Source organism: Sphaerisporangium perillae (genome assembly GCF_023276435.1).
GTDB lineage: Bacteria > Actinomycetota > Actinomycetes > Streptosporangiales > Streptosporangiaceae > Sphaerisporangium > Sphaerisporangium perillae.
In genome coordinates this window covers 20,531-37,666 of record NZ_JALLPO010000053.1, presented here as the reverse complement: position 1 = coordinate 37,666, position 17,136 = coordinate 20,531, and the positions used below count along the sequence as shown (strand labels likewise).

The following is a 17,136-nucleotide window of genomic DNA, read 5'->3' as shown; positions in this document are numbered from 1 at the left end:
CCGATGGGCAAGTACTACGAATACCTGCACACGGTCGGCTTCGAAGAGACCAACATCGTGGGCAACGTCTACTACGTCAACTACCTGCGCTGGCAGGGACGCTGCCGGGAGATGTTCCTCAAGCAGCGGGCGCCGGAGGTGCTCGCCGACCTCCAGGACGACCTGAAGCTGTTCACGCTGAAGGTCGACTGCGAGTTCTTCGCCGAGATCACGGCCTTCAGCGAGCTGTCCATCAGGATGCGGCTGCAGGAGCTGGCCCAGACCCAGGTCGAGTTCAGCTTCGACTACGTCCGGCTCGACCCGGACGGCACCGAGACGCTGATCGCCCGGGGCCGGCAGCGGGTGGCCTGCATGCGCGGGCCCAACACCCGTACGGTCCCCTCCAGGGTGCCCGACGCCTTGGCACGGGCGCTCGAACCGTATGCCTCGTAGGCGCGGCCCCCGACAGTCAGCGAGGAGGACAGCGTGAACGTCGACCAATCCACGCAAACCCGCCCGGTGGCGGACCTGAAGGCGCTGCGGCGAGCGTTCGGGACGTTCGCCACCGGGGTCACCGTGGTGACGACGGGCGGCGCGATCCCGCACGCCATGACCGCCAACTCCTTCACCTCGGTGTCGCTCGACCCGCCGCTGGTGCTGGTCTGCGTCGACCGCGGCGCGATGATGCACCAGTGCCTCACCACCACGGGCTACTTCGGGGTGTCCGTGCTGGCCGCGCACCAGGAGCCGGAGGCGATGCACTTCGCCAACCGCTGGCGTCCCCTGGGCGCGGCCCAGTTCGAGAACATCGACTGGGCCCCTGGCGAGGAGACCGGGGCGCCGCTGCTCACCGGGACCCTCGCCAGCTTCGAGTGTGAGGTGTGGCGCACCTACGACGGCGGCGACCACACCATCTTCATCGGGAAGATCCTCACCCTCGCCCTGCCGACCGATCGCGACTGCCTGCTGTTCTTCAAGGGCAAGGTCCGTCAGATGAGCCCCGACTGGAGCGAGGTGCCGCTGTGACCCTCACCGGACCCAAGGCCGGCAAGGCGGCCGGCAGCGTCTCCGGGAAGGCATCGGGCCGGGCGGCGCCGTCCGCCCGGCGGGTGCCCCCCGGGCCCCCGCTCTGGGCGGGGCCCGGGCTGTTCAAGAAGCTCGCCACCGACCGGCTCGCGCTGATGAACCTGGCCGCGACCTACGGCGACGCCGCCCGGCTGCGCATCGGCCCGAAGACCCTCTACTTCTTCAACCACCCCGACCACGCCAAGCACGTCCTGGCCGACAACAACGGCAACTACCACAAGGGCGTCGGTCTCGTGCAGGCGCGGCGTGCCATCGGCGACGGCCTGCTGACCAGCGAGGGCGATCTGTGGCGCAAGCAGCGCAGGATGATCCAGCCGGTGTTCCAGAACAAGCGGATCAGCCGGATGGACGCCGTGATCGCGGCGGAGGCGGCGAACCTCGTCGAACGGCTGCGGGCCCACACGGGCGGCGAGCCGGTCGACGTCGTGCAGGAGATGACCTGGCTCAGCCTCGGCGTGCTCGGGCGCACCCTGCTCGACGCCGACCTCGGCGCCTTCAGCTCGATCGGGCACTCCTTCGAGGCCGTCCAGGACCAGGCGATGTTCGAGCTGGTCACGCTGAGCAAGGTGCCGATGTGGGTGCCGCTGCCCAAGCAGATGCGGTTCCGCCGTGCCCGCGCCGAGCTGCAGCGCATCGTCGACCATCTCGTCGCCGACCGCCTGGCCCGTCCGGGCGAGCTCGGTGACGACGTCGTCTCCCGTCTGATCGCCTCGACCCGGCAGGAGGCCGACCCCCGCGTCGGCCGGCAGCGGATGCGCGACGAGCTGGTCACCCTGCTGCTCGCCGGGCACGAGACCACGGCCAGCACCCTGGCGTGGACCTTCCACCTCATCGACCGGCATCCCGAGGTCCGCGACCGGCTGCACGCCGAGGCCGTCGAGGTGCTCGGCGACCGGCTGCCCGTGCACGAGGACCTCCACCGGCTGCGGTACACGGCGATGGTGGTGGAGGAGGTCATGCGGCTCTACCCGCCGGTGTGGATGCTGCCCCGGGAGGCGCAGGGCGACGACGAGGTCGGCGGCTATCACGTGCCCGCCGGCTCCGACGTCCTCATCAGCCCCTACACCCTGCACCGGCACCCCGCTTTCTGGGACGAGCCGGACCGGTTCGACCCGGAGCGGTTCGACCCCGACCGTCCGGTGAACCGGCCGAGGTACGCCTACATCCCCTTCGGCGCCGGACCCCGGTTCTGTGTCGGCAACCACCTCGGGATGATGGAGGCCACGTTCGTGATCGCCATGATCGCCCGTGACCTGCGGCTGACCCAGCTCCCCGGCCACGACGTGGTCCCCGAGCCGATGCTCTCCCTGCGCGTCCGCGGCGGCCTGCCGATGACCGTCCACCCCGCCTGAAGGAGCCGGGCGGGCAGCCGGCCCGGGGCCTGGGGGACACGGAGATGGCGGGCGCCCACCTGATGGGGCGCCCGCCATCCGCGTGCCGGCACGGCGACAGGTGGCACGGCCGCACGGCGTCAGGTAAGGGTCACAAGAAGTCGGACGAAGCGGCGGCTCGGGTTCGGCCGGCGGTTTCTCAAAGCTTCAACTCAGATCAGGTCACACTAAATAACGACAATTCATGTCAAGGTGCTCAAGGCCGCCACGATGGCGTCGTCAACGCGCTCAGTGGATGAGCTGCGGGACGTTGACGGGTAACAGGTCGCGCAGGGCGAGCAACACCGGGGGGTCGAGGGGGCGCATCGGGTGCAGGGAAAGGTCGGCGATTCTCGTGTGCGTGCCGGGCCGTACGGTGATCGGGCCGTGGCGGCCGATGCACAGGGCCTCGTCGCCGCCCGGGGCATGATCCACCGCGTCCTCGCGGCCCGGGGCGACGGCCTGGGCCATCAGGTGCCACTCACCTTGCGGCACGTCCTCCAGCACGTACGGACCCGGCTTGCGCAGGATCGTGTACCTCACGGGACGGCCCTCGAGGATCCGGTCGGGAAAAAGGCCGGCGAAGATGGGCTGGTCCTCGAGCGGGGAGAAGATGTCACCCCGGATCGTCGTCGTCACCGGACCCATGACGGGCGGCTCGTCGAATCCATCGATCGGCGCCCGCGGCGCGACGCTCTTGAGCTGACGGTATTTCGTCGGAGAAAGTCCCACGCTGCTGGTGAAACGAGAACTGAAGGTTCCGACACTGGAATAGCCCACTCTGTGGCTGATGTCCGTGACGGTCAACGAGGTGGAGGCGAGGAGCCTCTTGGCCTCCTGGATCCGCACCGCGGACAGGAAGCGGCCGGGCGACAAGCCGGTGACCCGCTGGAACACGCGGGAGAAGTGGAACTTGCTGAACATCGCCGTGCGAGCCATGTCATTGATGGTCAGCTGCTCGCCCAGGTTTTCGTGCATGCTCCTGACGACGCGCAGGACGGCTTGTTCGATTGCGCTTTCCATTGCTCCTCCCGTGCGTTGGAGGTGTTGTGGTGATCGACCCCGAATTGACACGGGAGTACTCGTCCTCGCGAGCCTCCGTCATCTGCTCACATCCCACTGCTGTGAATGGATCCCACCCGGTCAGGAAGTGAATTCCGGGAAAGACGACGCTCGACGACGACACATCAACGGCACTTGGCCATGTCATCAGAATTGGCCGCCGTACCTCCTGCGACAACCCCTAAGGCCCCCCTGCCTGCTCATATCCGCTTTCTGCGGATGCGGCGGCGGAAATGTGAAAGCAACTCAGAAGATGCACCGGAGGCGGCCGTGGCTGAACGATGAACTGGTCGGCAGCCGGCCTGGACGGACGAAGGGAACGCCTATGCGGTCGCCAGCCCCAGACGGGAACCAAGCCAGGACGATGACGCTGGAGGCGTTCGCGGACACGATCGTCCCCGGCGAGAAGCGATCACCGGACGACAGGGCCGTGGCGGGCGCGGCCGCCGGCGGCGGCGCCGTGGCCGCAGGCGCCATCGAGCTGCTGGAGTGGGACGCGACCGGCATCAGCGAGGGCCTGGACGGCTTCGCCTCCGCGCTGGACGACCACGCGCGGGCGTACGCCGCCGAGCACGCCCTGGACCTGGACGAGTCCGTGCCGCCGTTCGTCGCGCTGCCCTTCGAGCACCGCACCACCCTGGTCCAGCGGCTGACCACCCCCGGCCACCCCGAGAAGGCCCTGTGGGTGAGCCTCGCGCTGTTCAGCAACATGGCCTTCGACTCGGCGGCCCACATGCACACCGCCGACGCGATCGCCCAGGGGCATCCGGGGCTGATCGCGCTGGGCATCGAGAAGCCCGGCCCGGACGGCCTGTGGCGCTTCTCCGAGTACTCCTACGGCCGGCCGCTGGCTCGCCTGCACCCGGACACGACCCCTTCAGGGAGCCCCGCATGACCAGCACGGAACGCACCGACGTCCTCGTGGTCGGCAGCGGCTTCGGCGGCGCGATCGCGGCCTACCACCTCGCCGCCGGCGGCGCGAAGGTCGTGGTGCTCGAACGCGGGCCGTGGCTGACCGGCGAGGACTTCGACCAGGACTTCAAGCTCGGGTCGTCCTACACGCGGGCCTTCGACTTCGTCGTGGGCGACGGCATGAGCATCCTCGGCGGCAACTGCGTGGGCGGCGGCAGCGTCGTCTACTTCGCCGCGATGCCGCGCGCGCCGCGTTTCGTCTTCGAGCGCCACGGGAGCATCGGCCGGCGCATGTGGCCGGCCGCCGTCAGCCGCGACACCCTCGACCCGTGGTACGACCGGGTCGCCGAGTCGATCCCGATCTACCAGCAGGAATGGAGCGACGTCTCCTACGCGGGAGGCCTATGGGCGGCGGCGTGCGACCACGCCGGCCGCACGGCGAACCCGGTGCCGGTCGCCGTCGACCCCACCCAGTGCGTGAACTGCAACTGGATGATGGCCGGATGCCGCTTCGACGCCAAGAAGTCGCTGCTGTTCACCTACCTGCCGGCCGCACTGGCCCACGGCGCGGAGATCAGGCCGCTGCACGAGGTGCAGCACATCTCGCGGACCGACGACGGCGGGTACCGCGTCCACTACCAGCACGTCGACGACGAGGACTACCGGATCACCACCGGAAGCGGCACCATCGACGCCAAGGTCATCGTGCTCGCGGCCGGCGCCGGCGCGACACCCGTCATCCTGCAGCGCAGCGAGGCCACGCTTGGCACGATGCCCCGTGCCGTCGGCCGCTACTTCTCCGGGAACGGCGAGCGGCTCAACACCGCCATCCTCAACGAGGACCGCGTCCGCGACGTCCTCGGCCTCGAACGCGGCAACGGCCTGGCCTACGAGGCCAACCAGATCGGCAAAGGCCCGGTCGTCGCCAACTGGGACCGCCTCGACGGGTCGCTGCCGGAGTACGAGCGCTTCTCGCTGGAGCAGCTGTACTTCCCGCCGGGGCTCGGCACCATTCTCGCCCAGGTCCCCGGCGCGAGCGGCGTGAGCTGGTTCGGCGTCGACAAGAAGGAAGTGCTCAAGCGCTGGCGCTCCTGGCTGATCATCTTCCAGATGATCGAGGACGACAACGAGGGCGTGTTCGGCCCGCCTCCGGAGCGCGGCAACGCTGACCGGCTGTCCCAGCAGATGCTCGGCATCGGCCGGCTGCGCTACGACCCGACCCCCAACACGCTGCGCGCCTGGGCCCTGGCGGACGCCGAGGTCAAGGACATCCTCGAACGCGACGGGCTGGCCGAGGTCGCGGCGTGGACCAACGACGTGGTGGGTGCGTACACCGTGCACCCGCTGGCGTCCTGCCGCATCGGAGACGACCCGGCCACCTCGGCCCTCGACGACCGCCACGAGCTGCGCGGCCACCCCGGCATCTTCGTCACCGACGGCTCCGCCGTGCCGGGAGCGCTGACCGTCAACCCCGCCATGACCATCTCCGCGCTCGCCGAACGCGCCATCCCCGGCATCGTCGCGGCCGCGCGGGAACGCGACGTCGAGGTCACCTACGGCGCCCCGGCCCCCAACGGCGGCACCGCCACCCGCCGCGCCGCCGCCCCCCTCATCCCCGACCTCATGCGCCGGTGACCGATGCGGGGCGGGAGGAGTTCTACCCGCCTCGCCGTGCCTTTCCGCCGGCGCCGGGGCGGTGGGACGGGATGTGGAGTGGATCGGCGCCTTGGGCGGCGCGGGACCTGGTGCATGTTCGCGGATGACCCGGTAGGGGAGGGGAAGCGATGGGTAAGGTGCTCAGCCGCTTGACGCTGCCTGGGGTGCTGGGGCAGGTGCGGCATGTCGTGCCGGTGCGGCCGGCCGCGGCGCAGGGCCTGGTCGCCAGGGTGTACGCGCAGGCCGAGCAGGACTTCGGCATGCTCGCGCCGCCCATCCTGCTGCACTCGCCCGCGCCCGAGCCGCTCGCCGCCTCCTGGGCGATGCTGCGCGAGTCACTGCTCGCCGCCGGCGCCGTGTCACGGCCCGTCAAGGAGGCGGTCGCCACCGCCGTCTCGGCCGGCAACGTCTGCCCGTACTGCGTCGACGTGCACCGGGCCACCATGGACGGCCTGGTGCCGGGCGGCCCGGCGGCCGAGATCGCCCGTGACCACGCCGAGGCGATCGCCGATCCTCGCATCCGCCGGGTGGCCGAGTGGGCCCTGGCCGGCGGGACGCGGGAGACGGCCGCGCGGCGGGAACCGCCCGCACCGGCGGAGGAGGCCAGGGAAATGGCCGCGGTGGCGGTGACCTTCCAGTACCTGAACCGCATGGTGAACGTCTTCCTCGGCGACTCGCCGCTCCCCCCGCAGGTGCCGGACCGGGCACGCGGCGTGCTGATGCGGCTGTTCGGGCTGGTCATGCGCCCGGCCGCTCGCAGGGCCGCCGCGCCCGGCGCCTCGCTCGCCCTGCTGCCTCCCGCGCCGCTGCCCGCGGACCTGTCCTTCGCCGAGGGCGCCCCCGTCATCGCCGGCGCCTTCGCCCGGGCCGCCGCCGCCATCGACGAGGCCGGTCGCCGCTCGGTACCGGAGCAAGTCCGCGAGCTGGTCACCGCCGAGCTGGCCACCTGGAACGGCGGCCCGCCCGGCCTCGGCCGGTCCTGGGCCACCATCGCCCTGTCCGGCCTGCCGCCCGCGCAGCGTCCGGCCGGACGGCTGGCGCTGCTCACCGCGATGGCCTCCTACCAGGTCGACTCCCCCGTCGTGGCGGAGTTCCGGGCCGGGACGCCCGGTGACCGGGCGCTCGTCGAGCTGACCTCCTGGGCGAGCATGGCCGCCGCGCGCCGGGTGGCCGGTTGGCTGCGCACGACGCCGCCTCCCTCCACGTCCGGCGGCACGGCTCCCGGCCATCGGGCAGGTCCCGCTCTGGACGATCAGGCGAGTTCCTCGCAGGTCCGCCCGGCCGGGCTCGTACCCGGCCACCAGGTGGATTCCGTGCGGGACCAGCAGGCCGCCGGCGCCGATTGACGGCTCGCATCATCCGATTCCCAGTGAGAGGAGAGACACGTGTCCGAGCTGGATATCGTGCTCGCAGATCTGTCCGCTGAAGGCGACCAGCTCGATGACCTGGTCGCCGGGCTCACCCCGGAACAGTGGCGGCTGCCCAGCGCCGCCCCGGGATGGACGGTCGCCGACCAGATCGCCCACCTTGCCTTCATCTTCCGCATCGCCGGCGCCGCGGCGTCCGACCCCGAGGGCTTCAAGGCCATGACCGCCGGGGCCGAGCAAGACTTCAACGGCGCGGTCAACGCCGCGCTCGCGGACTACGCGGACGACACCCCCGAGGTGCTGCTCGGCCGCTGGCGGGCCGAGCGCGCGGCCGTGGTCGAGGCGCTCGCGGCCGTGCCGGCCGGTCAGGTGGTGCCGTGGCTGGTCAACCCGCTGCCGCCGATCATCCTCGCCTGCGCGGGCATTATGGAGCAGTTCGCGCACGGGCAGGACATCGCCGACGCGCTGGGCGCGAGCCTGGAGCGCACCGACCGCATCAAGCACCTGGTGGTGTTCGCGATCCTGACCAAGGACTTCGGCTACCAGGCGCGCGGCCTGACTCCGCCGGCGACCGAGTTCCGCTTCGAGCTCACCGCGCCGTCCGGCGAGCTGTGGGCGTTCGGGCCCGAGGACGCCGAGCAGCGGATCGCCGGGCCCGCCGTCGACTTCTGCCTGCTCGCGACCCGGCGCCGCCACCGTGACGATCTCGCGGTCACCGCCACCGGAGCCGAGGCCGACCACTGGCTGGACATCGCCCAGTGCTACCGCGGCCCCGCCGGCGCGGGCCGCACCCCCGGCCAGTTCGCGACCGCCGGGGTGTAGGCGCGCCGAGCCCGGGGCTCGCCATCGGAGGCCCGGGGACCGGGGACCTCATCGGTGGGGCCGCCAGGGAGCGCGGGAGCGGACCCGGGACCTCATCGGCGCGACCGCCGGTGGGGTCCCTTCCGTGTGTCCGTGGCCTTCCGGGGCGTGCCTTCGCGCGGAGGTTCCCCTCGCGCGCGTTTTCCGGAATTCCGTGGTCCAGGGCGCTTCCGCCGGCGACGGTACAGTGGCCCTTTCGTCTCGTCCTGGAAGTGAATTCCTGCCCGGCATGAATGCTTGGACACCGGCCGGTGGTCCATTGGCAGGAAACGGTTACCGGCGGACAACTTGCTGCCTTTGTTTCTCCCCTTCGAATGGCCGTGCAGAGCGCACAGTTGGTGGTGCGGAAACAATTCCACCGCGCGAAACGGCGAGGAAAAGGGAGCCACCCATGGCGATGACGATGACCGCGGACGCCGCGCCGCCGCGTATGCAGGCGGCCGCCGAGCCGGGCTCGCCCGCGATCCGCCGTGTCACGGTCATCGGAACCGGCGTGATCGGGACCTCGATCGCGCTCGGCCTGCGCCGGGCGGGCGTCCAGGTGGCGCTGGCCGACCGGGACGCGGGCTCGCTGGCGCAGGCGGAGCGTATGGGGGCCGGCATCGCATTGGCGGCCGGCGGCCCTCCCGCCGACGTGGTCGTCATCGCCACTCCGCCGTCCACCGTGGTCGGCGTGCTGCGCGACGCCCAGGCCCGCGGGCTCGGCGCCGTGTACACCGACGTGGCGAGCACCAAGGGCCGTATCTTCGCCGACGCCGAGCTCGCGGGCTGCGACTTCACGACCTACGTTCCCGGCCATCCGATGGCGGGGCGGGAACTGTCGGGACCCGCCGCCGCCCGGCCGGAGCTGTTCGCCGGCCGGCCCTGGGCGCTGTGCCCGCACCCGGGGACGCCGGGGGAGGCCGTCCGCCTGGTCGCCCGGCTGGTGGAGCTGTGCGGCGGGGAGCCGAAGGTGCTCGCCCCGGATGCCCACGACCGGGTGGTCGCCGCGGTCTCGCACGCGCCGCACCTTGTGTCGGCCGCTCTCGCGGCCAGGTTCGCGGGCGCCGACGAGGCGATGCTGTCGCTGGTCGGCGCGGGGCTGCGGGACACCACCCGCATCGCGACCGGCGCCCCCGGCCTGTGGTGCGACATCCTCCAGCAGAACGCCGAATCGGTCGCCACGGTGCTCGAAGCGGTCGTGCGGGACCTGACCGAGGCCGCCTCCGCCCTGCGCAGCCGTGACCCTGACATGCCCGGCGTGCTCGCCGACCTGCTCATCCGCGGCAACCTCGGCCGTGAGCACATCGTCGAGGCCTGGCCGTCGCGCTGGGCCGAGGAGCGGGCCGCAGCGGCGGCCTGAGCCGGCCGGGAGCCACGCCCGCCCCGGCCGGGACCCATGCCCGCCCCGGCCGGGACCCGGTTAAAGAGCATTTTGAAAGAAGTGTCGCGGGGTGGCCGGCGAGACAATGCTGTGGAGAGCATCGGCGTGTGGTCGCCGCCCGGCCAACGCCGACAGAAAGGAGCGTGCCGACCAGCATGACAAGATGGCTTGACTCGGCCTTACTCGGAAGGTTTCGCCTGATGGCGCACCCCGGTGGCCAGGTCCGGAGTACCACGCGTCGGCTGGTGTCGGTGTGTCCCTCTGCAACGCGCTCTGACCGTTTCATTCCTGGGTCAGCGCGGTTCGTCGATTTCCCCGCTTTCTCTCTCCTTGTGAGGCGGGGTGTGCGGGATTGTCGCTCGGTCTCCCGCCGCATCCTCTGGTGGCGATCGCTGGGCGCTCCGTTCGTCCGGGTTCCGTCCATCGCACAGGCGCCGCCGGCGTGATCAGCCCGATCTCCGATGCCTGGGAAAGGGGGCGCCGCTGCTGGAAGTCCACGGCCGGTACGCCCTGTCTCCCCGGAGTCCGGAGGACCCGGCCTGATATCGAGCACATCCATGTGAATCGCACCACCCGACTCAAGCAGCGGTCACTCCGCTGGTGTGCGTCCGACCAAGAGAGGACAGGAATGTGACCGACGATGTGCGGCTCAAGGCTGGACGACGTGAATGGGTGGGCCTGGCGGTTGTGGCCCTGCCCGCCCTCATCGTCGCCCTGGACATCTTCGTGGTGCTCCTCGCGCTGCCCGAGTTGAGTGCGAAGCTCGGCCCGAACAGCACCCAGCAACTCTGGATCGTGGACATCTACGGGTTCATGGTCGCCGGCTTCCTCATCACCATGGGCAACCTGGGCGACCGCATCGGCCGCCGCAAGCTGCTCCTGATCGGTGCGGCGGCGTTCGGCGTCGCCTCGATCGTGGCGGCCTACTCGACCAGCGCCGTCACGCTGATCCTCGCCCGCGGCGTGCTCGGCATCGCCGGCGCCACGCTGGGCCCGTCCACGCTGTCCCTGATCAGCAACATGTTCCACGACGACAAGCAGCGGGCGACCGCGATCGGTATCTGGGCCGGGTCGTTCTCGGTGGGTGCGATCATCGGCCCGCTCATCGGCGGCGTGCTGCTGGAGTACTTCTGGTGGGGATCGGTCTTCCTGATCGGTGTGCCACCGATGGTGTTGCTGCTCGTCGTGGGCCCGATCCTGCTGCCGGAGTACCGCAATTCCGAGGCCGGCAAGATCGACCTCACCAGCGTGGCCCTGTCCCTGGCGGCGGTCCTGCCGGTCATCTACGGCATCAAGGAGCTCGCCCGGACCGGCTGGCAGGCGGTGCCCGTCATCGCCCTGGCCGTCGGCCTGGTCATGGCGGTGGCGTTCCTGCGCCGCCAGCGCGCCCTGAGCGACCCCCTGCTCGACCTGCGCCTGTTCGGCAACCGGATGTTCAACAGTGAGCTGAGCAGCATGCTGCTCTACAGCGGCCTCACCGGTTGCACCATGCTGTTCATCACCCAGTACTTCCAGTCGGTGGCGGGCCTGACGCCGCTGCAGGCGGGCCTCTGCCTGGTGCCCGGCCTGGTGCTCGGCATCGTCAGCGTCACCGTCGGCCCGCAGCTGGGCGGCCGGTTCAAGCCGGCCCACCTCATCGCGGGCGGCCTGCTCTTCGTGGTCGCCGGTCTGACCGTCCTCGCCTTCGCCGACTCGGTCGCCGGCCTGATCATCGGGTACTCCATCTGGTGCCTCGGCGGCGGGCCGCTGCTCACGATCGGCATGGGCCTGGTCGTCGGTTCGGTCCCGCCGGAGAAGGCCGGGTCGGCGTCGTCGCTGGCGCAGATCGCCAACGAGCTCGGTTACGCGCTGGGCATCGCCACCGTCGGCACGATCGGCACCCTGGTGTACCGGGCCCAGGTCGCGGACGCGGTTCCGGCCGGCGTGCCCGCGGCGGCGGCCGACGCCGCCCGGGAGAGCGTCGCCGGCGCGGCGGCCGCGGCGGGCGGCCTGCCGGAGCAGATCGCCGGCGCGCTCCTCGCCCCGGCTCGCCAGGCGTTCACCAGCGGGCTGCACGTGGTGGCGGCGATCAGCGCGCTCACCGTCCTCGGAGTCGCCATCCTCAACGCGGTCGTCCTGCGTCAGCTGCCCGCCTTCGGGCAGGCGCCGGCGAACCCCGGCGAGGGTGACGCGAACGGCGGCGAGGCGAACAGCGGCGGCGAGGTGGTCACCACGGAGGCGACTCCCGAGCCGGCTCGCGGCGAGGTCGCGGTGGCGAGCCAGGAGGCCTAGCGATGCGTTGCGGGAGGACCTTTCCGGCCCGCCCATAACGCCGACCGAATGCGTCTATGTCAGGACGCCGAAGAACTCGGACCGTACCATCGTTCGGAGAGAGATCACCGACGCGGCGGTAGCCGGTTCGTTGTAAATGAAACGACTACGAGAGGAGAGCCTGATGGCTCAGTTCGCGATTCTGCTTTACGCCCCCACCCCTGCCGACTGGTCGGAGGCCCCGGCCGACGAGCTGGAGGCCCACGGCACCTACGCGGACAAGATCGAGGAGCTCGGCGGCAGCATCGTCGCCGGCTACGCCCTGCACCCCAGCACCACCGCCAAGGCCGTCCGCAGCGACGGCGTCACCGACGGCGCCTTCGTCGACGCCAAGGAGGTGCTCGGCGGCTTCTCCGTGATCGAGGCCCGTGACCTCGACCATGCCGTGGAGATCGCCAAGCTCAGCCCCGGCACGTGGCGCGGTGGCATCGAGGTCCGCCCTCTGCTCGGCTGACCGCACCACCCGTGCCGGCGGCCACGCCGGGACGGGCGTACGAGCAACGCCCATCGCCGCGGCGACCCCGAGAGGTCGCCGCGGCGATGCGGTCTTCGCGGACCGGCGAGGGGCAGGCGCGACCGAATGCGAACGAAACCGATCGAATGGTTGACCGATGCGGCGAAACCGTGCTTATTAGTGTCAAGGCACGATTGAACTTGGCCGAATCTGATCGGTTGTCCGCGAAAGGCATGCCATGCGCCCGTCCACGCCCCGGACCATCGTGGTCGCCGTTCTGGCCGTTCTGGCCGTCCTGACCTCGTCGGCACTCATGCCGCCCGCGGGCGCCACGTCGGAGGGAGAAAGATCGTCGCCGGCGAAGGCGCGGGGTGGCGGGACGGCCTTCCTCGACAAGGGCTCCTACCTGCGAGGTTTCTCCGACCCCGACTGGTTCGAGGCCAACATCCCCTTCGTCGATCTGCCCGACCGGCAGATCCAGGACGTCTACTACTACCGCTGGCGGGTCTGGAAGGAGCACCTGCGCTACACCGACCCGCGGAACGGGTGGGTCCTCACCGAGTTCCTCGACTGCTGCGGGTACGCCGCCCCCTACCAGGCCATCAACGCCGCGGCCGGCCACCACGTCTACGAGGGCCGCTGGGTCCGCGACGGCACCTACCTCGACGACTATCTGCGCTTCTGGCTCACCGGACCGGGACAGGGCGGGCAGAACGTCAACGCGCACGCGCCGGACTGGGCGCACGAGTACAGCTTCTGGGCCGCCGACGCGGTCTACGCCAGGGCGCTCGTCACGGGCGACTGGGCCTTCGCCAAGCGGCTGCTGCCCGCGCTGGTCCGGCAGTACGACAACTGGAAGGGCCAGTACGACGCGAAGACGGGCCTGTACTGGCAGCTGCCCGTGTGGGACGCCAAGGAGCTGTCCCCGGCCTCCTACCAGAGCGGCGACGCCTTCGCCGGAGTGCGGACCTTCCGCCCCTCGATCAACGCCTACCAGTACGGCGACGCCATGGCGATCAGCCGCATCGCCGCGATGACCGGCGACACCGCCACGGCCGCGGACTTCGCGGGACGGGCGAAGGCCGTCAAGCGCACCACCATCGACAAGCTCTGGGACGCCGACCGGTCCTTCTTCTCCGACATCATCGCCGAGGACAACCCCGACCTGCGCAAGCTGGACACCCGGGAGGACGTCGGGTTCGTCCCATGGCAGTTCGGCCTGCCCGACGCCGCCCAGTCCAAGGCCTGGGAACAGCTGCTCGACCCGCAGGGGTTCGCCGCGCCGTACGGGCCGGCCACCGCCGAGCGGCGCAGCCCCTGGTTCATGCACGACGCGCTCCAAGGCTGCTGCCACTGGGACGGGCCGAGCTGGCCGTACTCCACAGCGCAGATCCTCACCGGGCTGGCGAACCTGCTCGACGACTACCCCGCCCAGCCCTACGTCGACGCCGGCGACTACTACGACCTGCTGCGCACCTACGCGCTCACCCAGTACCGGGACGGCAAGCCGTACGTGGCGGAGGCGCATCACCCGGACGAGAACCGCTGGATCTACGACGGGCACGCCCACAGCGAGGACTACCTGCATTCCACCTACACCGACCTCGTGCTGTCGGGCCTGCTCGGCCTGCGCGGGCAGGCCGGCGCCACCCTGCGGCTCAGCCCGCTCGTCCCGGCGGACTGGCCCTACTTCGCGGTGGAGAACGTCCCCTACCACGGTCACGACGTGACGGTGCTGTGGGACCGTGACGGCTCGCGGTACGGCCAGGGCGCGGGCCTGCGCGTGTACGTCGATGGCACACTGGCACGCGCCTCGCGCACGCCGGGCCCGCTGACCGTCCCGGTCGGCGCGGCGCGGACCGCACCCGCCGACCGGCTGGTCAACGAGGCCGCCAACCCGCTGCGCACGGGGTTCCCCAAGCCGATCGCCTCCTACACCTCGCCGTACGACGACGCGTGGCGCGGGCTGGACGGCAAGGTCTGGTTCGACGAGGTGCCGCAGAACACCCGGTGGACGAACTACCGGTCGCCGAACGAGGAGGACTTCTACGGCGTCGACTTCGGCGGGCCCACGCCGGTCCGGGACGTCCGATGGTACGGCTACGACGACGGTGGAGGCGTCCGCACCGCCACCGACTACCGGCTGCAGTACTGGACGGGCACCGCTTGGCAGGACGTCCCCGATCAGGTTCGGTCGCCGGCGAAACCGGTCGGCAACGGCCTCAACCGGATCACCTTCCCGGAGATCACGACCAGCCGCGTGCGGCTGCTGTTCCGGGGCGAGTCGGTGGGCGTCGCCGAGCTCCAATCATGGAGCCGGTCGAGCGACGCCATGGCGCTGGAGGCGAGCCCGGGCGAGGCCGTGCCCGGAAAGCCGGCGACGGTGACGACCACCCTGGTCAACCACGGCCGCCTCGCCCGCGACGTCGAGGTGCGGCTGGTCCTGCCCGAAGGGTGGACCGCCGGGCCGCTCACCAGTGCGACGGCGCGCCGGCTGCCGCCGTCCGGCCGGCTGGAGACCAAGTGGTCCCTGACCGCCCCCGGCGACGCGACGCCCTGCACCGAGGCCGTGCTGGCGGCGGAGGCCCGCTGCGAGGGCCGGCTCACCCGGACGCGGGCGCCGCTGCGGGTCATCGACGACCCCGCCGTACGGCACGGACTGCGCGGCGACTACCACCTCGCCTCGGCCCCCGGGAGCTTCGACTTCGGCGAGCTCAAGGCCAGCGTGGTCGACCCGCAGATCGACATGTCCGACCTCAACCCGGTGCTCGCCGCCCGCACCGGGCGGGAGGACGACGTCACCGTGCGCTGGACCGGCGCCATCGAACCCAGGACCGGCGGCGCCCACACGTTCTCGATGATCGGCGACAACGGCTTCCGGCTCTGGGTCGACGGGAAACCGATCATCGATCACTGGGTGGACGACTGGGACAACAAGCAGACCGGCGCCCCCGTCACGCTGGAGGCCGGCAGGAAGTACGACATCAAGATCGAGTACTTCGAGCACTTCGGCGGCGCCAACCTGCACCTCACCTGGCAACCCCCCGCCCAGCCCGAACAGCCCGTCCCCACCTGCGCCCTCTACCCACCCACATGACCAGAAGGCGAGCCGGCCACCCGGCTCGCCTTCTCCTGCCGGCACCGCGCGCTCCGCGGATGGTTCCCTGGGTTCGGCGGTGGCCGGGTACCAGAATCTCGGAAGGCCGTCGCCGCGGTCGAGCGCGCGGCGACGGCCTTGGGGAGCCGAGGGCTAGTGGGTAGCGGAGTTCTCCGGAGCCGCGGACGTCGTCGCCGCTCCGGCGAGCGCGGGGGCGGAGGTCCCGGATTCGGCTGGGACGGGGGCCGGGGAGTGCGAGGTGCGGCGGCGGGAGGAGGCGAAGCGGCGCATGATGGGGTTCTCGACGAGGTGGAACATCGCGGCGGCCACCGCCAGTGAGGCGAGGAAGAGCACCGCGATGATGCCGATGGCCGCCGGAGTGCCGTAGCTCTTGCCGCCGGTCAGCAACTGGCTGCCGAAGACCAGGATGAGCAGGTGGCACATGTAGAAGGCGAAGGACACCTCGCCGAGCCACACCATGACCCGGCTGCCCGTCCAGCTCGGCTTGTTGTTGACGTCGGCGATGGCCGCGTTGGCGATGATGAGGGTCAGCGGGACCACCGTGGCCGCCGCCTGCGGGTAGGTGAGCGGCAGGTGCGGGGCCACGACGTAGGCGAAGACCGCCAGCGCGACCGAGCCGCCGAGGCCGAGCGGCACCTTCCGGCCCGTGATGACGATCCGGGCGGCGATGATGCCGAGGACGAACTCCAGCAGCCGCACGGGCGGGAACTTCGAGGTGAACCAGAACTCCAGGTGCGCCGACTGCGTCCACGGCTGGTATGGCCCGCCGGCGCCGGGCAGCAGGGTGGCGACGAGCGGGACCAGGAAGATGGCCGCGACCACGACGCCCGCCCAGGCCCAGAGCCGCTCGGGCCGGATGCGCCCGATGTAGCGGATCAGGAACGGGAACAGGAGGTAGAAGAGCGCCTCGTTGGACAGCGACCAGGAGACCGAGTTGTAGGACGTCCAGATCTCCAGCTGCGGGAAGAACGAGTGCAGCAGGGTCACGTTGAGCAGGGCGTTCCAGCCGTTGAACGCCATTTTGAACACCCCGCCGAACAGCAGCGCCGCCGCGACGAAGGTGAGCAGGTGGTTGGGCCAGATCTTGAAGATGCGGCGCCGCCAGAACTTCGAAGTGCTGTCACCGGGGCGCATGGACCACGTCAGGACGAAGCCGCTCAGCAGGAAGAAGAAGCTGACGCTGGCCCAGTTGCCCTCCCAGAAATACGAGGCGACGGTGCCGGGGACGGGCATCATCTGCCACGTCTTCTCGGCGAACACCGTCGTGCACAGGGCGTGGAAGGAGAAGACGCATATCGCGGCCAGGAACCGCATTCCCGTCAGCGACGGGAGCTGTGATCGCACGACGGCGGGACGAGCCTCGACTTGTGCGGATGACGAATCCACCATGTGACGTGCCTTTCGATGTTCGGGCTCACTGAGACTCGATCAGGCGATGGCTCCGTACGGCGGTCGGGCGGCCACCATGGACGAGCCGGTACGACAAGCGTGGCGTCCCGCGGTCCGGCCCACATATTCCGTATTGCGGAGTTGCCTGTTTCCCCCCGCGCGCTCCAATGCCGCGCAATCCAGGAGATGCGGCGCGCGAAGGCGCGGGA

The 17,136-nt window shown here is 70.8% G+C and carries 13 protein-coding genes; 11 read left to right on the top strand and 2 right to left on the bottom strand.

All coding sequences use genetic code 11. From position 1 onward, the window contains the following. Positions 1 to 3: 3 nt before the first annotated feature. From MYF83_RS36670 to MYF83_RS36660, 3 genes are read left to right on the top strand one after another with little or no spacing between them, the layout of a single operon-like run. A complete protein-coding gene (locus tag MYF83_RS36670) occupies positions 4 to 432 on the top strand; it encodes an acyl-CoA thioesterase (protein ID WP_248965405.1) in 429 nt (142 codons plus the stop codon). 33 nt (positions 433 to 465) lie between these two features. Continuing rightward, on the top strand, positions 466 to 1,005 hold the full coding sequence (locus tag MYF83_RS36665) for a flavin reductase family protein (protein WP_248965404.1): 540 nt from the start codon (positions 466 to 468) through the stop codon (positions 1,003 to 1,005). Continuing rightward, on the top strand, positions 1,002 to 2,417 hold the full coding sequence (locus MYF83_RS36660) for a cytochrome P450 (RefSeq protein ID WP_248965403.1): 1,416 nt from the start codon (positions 1,002 to 1,004) through the stop codon (positions 2,415 to 2,417). Before MYF83_RS36665 ends, MYF83_RS36660 begins: the two co-directional genes overlap by 4 nt. Before the next feature lie 267 nt (positions 2,418 to 2,684). Here MYF83_RS36660 and MYF83_RS36655 read toward each other — a convergent pair whose 3' ends face one another. Beyond that, positions 2,685 to 3,458, bottom strand: a complete 774-nt coding sequence (locus tag MYF83_RS36655) for a helix-turn-helix domain-containing protein (protein WP_248965402.1) — start codon at positions 3,456 to 3,458, stop codon at positions 2,685 to 2,687. 364 nt (positions 3,459 to 3,822) lie between these two features. Between MYF83_RS36655 and MYF83_RS36650 the strand changes: the two genes are divergently transcribed. From MYF83_RS36650 to MYF83_RS36615, 8 genes are all read left to right on the top strand, one after another. Further along, positions 3,823 to 4,392, top strand: a complete 570-nt coding sequence (locus tag MYF83_RS36650) for a DUF5987 family protein (protein WP_248965401.1) — start codon at positions 3,823 to 3,825, stop codon at positions 4,390 to 4,392. After that, the gene (locus MYF83_RS36645) at positions 4,389 to 6,044 is read left to right on the top strand and encodes a GMC family oxidoreductase N-terminal domain-containing protein (protein ID WP_248965400.1); all 1,656 of its coding nucleotides are present in this window, start codon (positions 4,389 to 4,391) and stop codon (positions 6,042 to 6,044) included. The genes MYF83_RS36650 and MYF83_RS36645 overlap by 4 nt, the downstream gene beginning before the upstream one ends. Positions 6,045 to 6,214: 170 nt before the next feature. Further along, the gene (locus tag MYF83_RS43355; RefSeq protein WP_279340566.1) at positions 6,215 to 7,411 is read left to right on the top strand and encodes a carboxymuconolactone decarboxylase family protein; all 1,197 of its coding nucleotides are present in this window, start codon (positions 6,215 to 6,217) and stop codon (positions 7,409 to 7,411) included. A gap of 39 nt (positions 7,412 to 7,450) precedes the next feature. After that, a complete protein-coding gene (locus MYF83_RS36635; RefSeq protein ID WP_248965399.1) occupies positions 7,451 to 8,254 on the top strand; it encodes a TIGR03084 family metal-binding protein in 804 nt (267 codons plus the stop codon). Between the two features lie 430 nt (positions 8,255 to 8,684). Beyond that, on the top strand, positions 8,685 to 9,635 hold the full coding sequence (locus MYF83_RS36630; protein ID WP_248965398.1) for a prephenate dehydrogenase: 951 nt from the start codon (positions 8,685 to 8,687) through the stop codon (positions 9,633 to 9,635). Positions 9,636 to 10,286: 651 nt separating this feature from the next. Next, the gene (locus MYF83_RS36625) at positions 10,287 to 11,927 is read left to right on the top strand and encodes an MFS transporter (protein WP_248965397.1); all 1,641 of its coding nucleotides are present in this window, start codon (positions 10,287 to 10,289) and stop codon (positions 11,925 to 11,927) included. 163 nt (positions 11,928 to 12,090) lie between these two features. Then, positions 12,091 to 12,420: a YciI family protein gene (locus MYF83_RS36620; protein ID WP_248965396.1), complete on the top strand. Its 330-nt coding sequence runs from the start codon at positions 12,091 to 12,093 to the stop codon at positions 12,418 to 12,420. Positions 12,421 to 12,658: 238 nt separating this feature from the next. Then, positions 12,659 to 15,517: an MGH1-like glycoside hydrolase domain-containing protein gene (locus tag MYF83_RS36615; protein WP_248965395.1), complete on the top strand. Its 2,859-nt coding sequence runs from the start codon at positions 12,659 to 12,661 to the stop codon at positions 15,515 to 15,517. 153 nt (positions 15,518 to 15,670) lie between these two features. Here the strand turns inward: MYF83_RS36615 and MYF83_RS36610 are convergent, their stop codons facing one another. Then, complete coding sequence (locus tag MYF83_RS36610) at positions 15,671 to 16,882, bottom strand: acyltransferase family protein (RefSeq protein WP_248965394.1); 1,212 nt, start codon at positions 16,880 to 16,882, stop codon at positions 15,671 to 15,673. Positions 16,883 to 17,136: the final 254 nt, after the last annotated feature.

Excerpts from the sequence above, each read along its gene's own strand:
- MYF83_RS36620 (WP_248965396.1), top strand. The coding sequence starts at position 12,091 with ATGGCTCAGTTCGCGATTCTGCTTTACGCCCCCACCCCTGCCGACTGG.
- MYF83_RS36670 (WP_248965405.1), top strand. The coding sequence starts at position 4 with ATGGGCAAGTACTACGAATACCTGCACACGGTCGGCTTCGAAGAGACC.
- MYF83_RS36630 (WP_248965398.1), top strand. The coding sequence starts at position 8,685 with ATGGCGATGACGATGACCGCGGACGCCGCGCCGCCGCGTATGCAGGCG.
- MYF83_RS36650 (WP_248965401.1), top strand. The coding sequence starts at position 3,823 with ATGCGGTCGCCAGCCCCAGACGGGAACCAAGCCAGGACGATGACGCTG.
- MYF83_RS36615 (WP_248965395.1), top strand. The coding sequence starts at position 12,659 with ATGCGCCCGTCCACGCCCCGGACCATCGTGGTCGCCGTTCTGGCCGTT.
- MYF83_RS36645 (WP_248965400.1), top strand. The coding sequence starts at position 4,389 with ATGACCAGCACGGAACGCACCGACGTCCTCGTGGTCGGCAGCGGCTTC.
- MYF83_RS36655 (WP_248965402.1), bottom strand. The coding sequence starts at position 3,458 with ATGGAAAGCGCAATCGAACAAGCCGTCCTGCGCGTCGTCAGGAGCATG.